2 protein-coding genes are annotated in these 4,346 nt (G+C 62.5%); one reads left to right on the forward strand and one right to left on the reverse strand.

The window, feature by feature from the left end; all coding sequences use genetic code 11:
• Positions 1 to 338: 338 nt before the first annotated feature.
• Positions 339 to 3,650 carry a carbamoyl-phosphate synthase large subunit gene (gene carB, locus J0I64_RS01220; RefSeq protein WP_291405619.1) on the forward strand — a complete coding sequence of 1,104 codons (3,312 nt, stop codon included), beginning with the start codon at positions 339 to 341 and terminating at the stop codon, positions 3,648 to 3,650.
• A gap of 56 nt (positions 3,651 to 3,706) precedes the next feature.
• Here the strand turns inward: carB and J0I64_RS01225 are convergent.
• On the reverse strand, positions 3,707 to 4,346 hold a 640-nt coding region (locus tag J0I64_RS01225), incomplete at its 5' end, for an NAD(P)H-binding protein (RefSeq protein ID WP_291405621.1).

Here is a 4,346-nt window from a genome sequence, read left to right on the forward strand (position 1 = left end):
GTCAGGCCTCGAAATCTGGTCGAATTCGACTTCGACTGTCGGGGTTCATGATCTTTCTCTTTGAACGGTGAAAACACACGTCGCTCGGCTCCATGCGCCTCGCGGCCCCTCCTGTCAACGCCCCTTTGTGCTCTGGCTGCAATGCACCCTTGTTAAGCGCAAAGCCCCTCTTCCCATCTGACGACTCTTCGGTTAGACAGCCCACCTAACCACCATGTTCGGTCTTTTGCCCCGTGCCGCAGCGCTCAGTTGCAGCGCGGGTTTCGCGCGGACAGGTGCGTCCGGGCGATTCCTCCCCTCGCCCGCTGTCCAGATAGTTAGAACAGAGCGAGCCCAATATGCCAAAGCGTACCGACATCAAATCGATCCTGATCATCGGCGCTGGGCCCATCATCATCGGGCAGGCCTGCGAGTTCGACTATTCCGGCACCCAGGCCTGTAAGGCGCTCAAGGAAGAGGGCTACCGGATCATTCTGGTGAACTCCAATCCGGCGACGATCATGACCGACCCGGACCTCGCCGACGCCACCTACATGGAGCCGATCACCCCCGAAGTGGTGGCAAAGATCATCGAGAAGGAACGCCCCGACGCGCTCCTGCCCACCATGGGCGGCCAGACCGCTCTCAACTGCGCCCTGTCGCTGCGCAAAATGGGCGTCCTCGAAAAGTTCGGCGTGGAAATGATCGGCGCGACCGCCGAGGCCATCGACAAGGCCGAAGACCGCGAACTCTTCCGCGATGCCATGAAGAAGATCGGGCTCGAAACTCCGCGCTCCATGCTCGCCCACAACACCATCGAAGCCCTGCAGGCGCTTGAAGTGATTGGCCTGCCGGCCATCATTCGCCCCAGCTTCACCCTCGGCGGCACCGGCGGCGGCATTGCCTATAACCGCGAAGAATACCTCGCCATCGTCGAAAGCGGTGTCGACGCCTCCCCCACCAATGAAGTCCTCGTCGAAGAATCCGTCCTCGGCTGGAAGGAATACGAGATGGAGGTTGTCCGCGATAAGAAGGACAACTGCATCATCATCTGCTCGATCGAGAACATCGATCCCATGGGCGTGCACACCGGCGACTCCATCACCGTCGCCCCAGCGCTCACCCTGACCGACAAGGAATACCAGATCATGCGCGACGCCTCGCTGGCGGTCCTGCGCGAGATCGGCGTCGAAACCGGCGGTTCCAACGTCCAGTTCGGCATTAATCCCAAGGACGGCCGCATGGTCGTCATCGAAATGAACCCGCGCGTGTCGCGCTCCTCGGCTCTCGCATCGAAGGCCACCGGCTTCCCCATCGCCAAGGTCGCTGCCCGCCTCGCCGTCGGCTACACCCTCGATGAGCTCGAAAACGACATCACCGGCGGCGCCACCCCGGCCTCGTTCGAGCCGACCATCGACTATGTCGTCACCAAGATCCCGCGCTTTGCCTTCGAAAAGTTCCCGGGCGCCGACAACCGCCTGACCACTTCCATGAAGTCGGTCGGCGAGGCCATGGCCATCGGCCGCACCTTCCAGGAATCGCTGCAAAAAGCACTGCGCTCGCTCGAAACCGGCCTCACCGGTCTCAACGAGATCGGCATTCCCGGCCTCGGCGAAGGCGAAGACAAGAACGCCATCAAGGCTGCCCTCGGCACCCCGACGCCGAACCGTCTTCTACACGTCGCCGAAGCCATGCGCCTCGGCCTCTCCAACGAAGACATTTTTGAAGCCTGCAAGATCGACCCATGGTTCCTCGAGCAGATGCGCGGCATCGTCGACATGGAAGCCAAGGTCAAGCAGTTCGGCCTCCCCCAGGAAGCCGCCTCTCTGCGCCAGCTCAAGGGCATGGGCTTCTCCGACGCCCGTCTCGCCCAGCTCGCCGGTGTAAAGACCTCCGACGTCCGCAAGCTCCGCCACAGCCTCGAAGTGCGCCCTGCCTACAAGCGCATCGACACCTCGGCTGCCGAGTTCGCCTCGCCGACCGCTTACATGTACTCGACCTACGAAACGCCGTTCGCCGGCGCCGTGGCTGACGAGTCCCGCCCATCCGACCGCAAGAAGGTCGTGATCCTCGGCGGCGGCCCCAATCGTATCGGCCAGGGCATCGAGTTCGACTATTGCTGCTGCCATGCGGCTTTCGCGCTGGCCGATGCCGGCTATGAAACCATCATGGTCAACTGCAACCCGGAAACCGTTTCGACCGACTACGACACCTCCGATCGTCTCTATTTCGAGCCGCTGACCGAAGAAGACGTCATCGAAATCCTGCTCCGTGAAAAGCAGAACGGCACCCTCCACGGCGTCATCGTACAGTTCGGCGGCCAGACCCCGCTCAACCTCGCTGAAGCCGTTGCCAAGGCCGGCGTGCCGATCCTCGGCACCCAGCCTGAAGCCATCGATCTCGCCGAAGACCGCGACCTGTTCATGAAGCTCCTGAACCGTCTTGAGCTGACTCAGCCCAAGAACGGAATCGCCTACAGCCTTGAACAGTCTCGCCTTGTTGCCGAGCGCCTTGGCTATCCGCTGGTCATCCGCCCGTCCTACGTGCTCGGCGGCCGCGCCATGGCCATCGTCCACTCGGCCAACGAGTTCGAGCGCTACATTCAGGACACCCTGACCGGTCTCGTGCCGCCCGATATCCTGCAGCGCTACCCCAATGACCGGACCGGCCAGATCAACTCTGTCCTCTCCGACAACCCGCTGCTGTTCGATGCGTACCTCTCCGGCGCCATCGAAATCGACGTCGACGCCCTCTGCGATGGCAAGGACGTGTTCGTTGCCGGCATCATGGAGCACATCGAAGAAGCCGGCATTCACTCCGGCGACTCTGCCTGCTCCCTGCCTCCGCGCAGCCTGCCGCCCGAAGTCATCGAAGAACTCAAGCGCCAGACCCGCGAACTCGCCTTCGCGCTCAAGGTCGGCGGCCTGATGAACGTCCAGTACGCCTATAAGGACGGCACGATCTACCTGATCGAAGTGAACCCGCGCGCCTCGCGCACGGTACCCTTCGTCGCCAAGGTCATCGGCGAACCCATCGCCAAGATCGCCTCGCGCGTCATGGCCGGCGAAAGCCTTGCCAGCTTCAATCTCACCGAGAAGAAGCTCAAGCACATCGCCGTCAAGGAAGCCGTGTTCCCATTCAACCGCTTCCCCGGCGTCGACACGGTTCTCGGCCCTGAAATGAAGTCGACCGGCGAAGTCATCGGCCTCGACACCAATTTCGCCATCGCCTTCGCCAAGTCGCAGATGGGCGCCGGCCAGAAGGTCCCGACCGCAGGCAAGGCTTTCGTGTCTGTCCGTGACGAAGACAAGCAGTACATCGTCGACATGGCCCGCCATCTCGTCGAAGCCGGCTTCGAAATCCTCGCGACCGGCGGCACCCAGCGCTACCTCGTTGATAACAACGTCCCCGCGACCAAGATCAACAAGGTGCTCGAAGGCCGTCCGCATATCGTCGACTCGATGAAGAACGGCGGCGTGCAGCTGGTGATCAATACGACGGACGGTCTCAAGTCGATCTCCGACAGCCGCGACATCCGCCGCACCGCGCTTCTGGCCAAGATCCCCTACTACACGACCATCGACGGCGCCCTCGCCGCCGTTGAAGGCATCGTCGCCCTGCGCGAAGGCGGCCTCCAGGTCCGCGCCCTTCAGGAATACTTCGCAGCGTAAGTCCTTAGGCATGCAAGAACAAAAGGCCGCGGTCACCCGCGGCCTTTTTCTTTGCCTCAAACCTCGAGAGGCTGCGCCTCCATCCCGGTCAGAGCAGCAAAATCCCCCGAAGCCGGCTCCATGGCTCCGGCCGCTATCCCCACATCGATCATCGCCATCACCTGCGCCTGCATTTCCGGCACGCCGTCAGAAACCAGCCTCGACACCAGCTCGTCGCGTGCGACTGCAACGCCGCGGTAAGGCCTGCCCCTCTGCCGACTAGCCATCTCAGCCAACTCATCCATGCTCAACGCTACCAACCCGGTAATGTCGAACCTCCGCCGTCCAACAAAGCCGTCCGACGCCGCCACCGCCGCCGCCAGGGCACACTGCCCTCGCGACACATGAGCCACCCTGCCCGCACCAGCCGCATGCAGAAACACACCGGCCTCGTCGGCTCTCGCCAATATCCCCTTGGCGAGATCGTCGTAAAACGCATGACGCAACACGGTATGGCCCAAGCCACTCTCCGCCAATGCCACCTCCGTCGCCCAATGATCTGCCACCATCATCTTGAGCGGCGACGTGTCCGCATGGAGCATGGACGTGTAAACTACGTGCTCCACTCCGGCCCGCTCCGCCGCCGCGATGGCTGCCCGATGCTGCCGCACCCGTCGTCCATCGGCACCCAGCGCATCGGTACTGATCAGCACCAGT

This window comes from Devosia sp. (genome assembly GCF_017307565.1).
GTDB lineage: Bacteria > Pseudomonadota > Alphaproteobacteria > Rhizobiales > Devosiaceae > Devosia.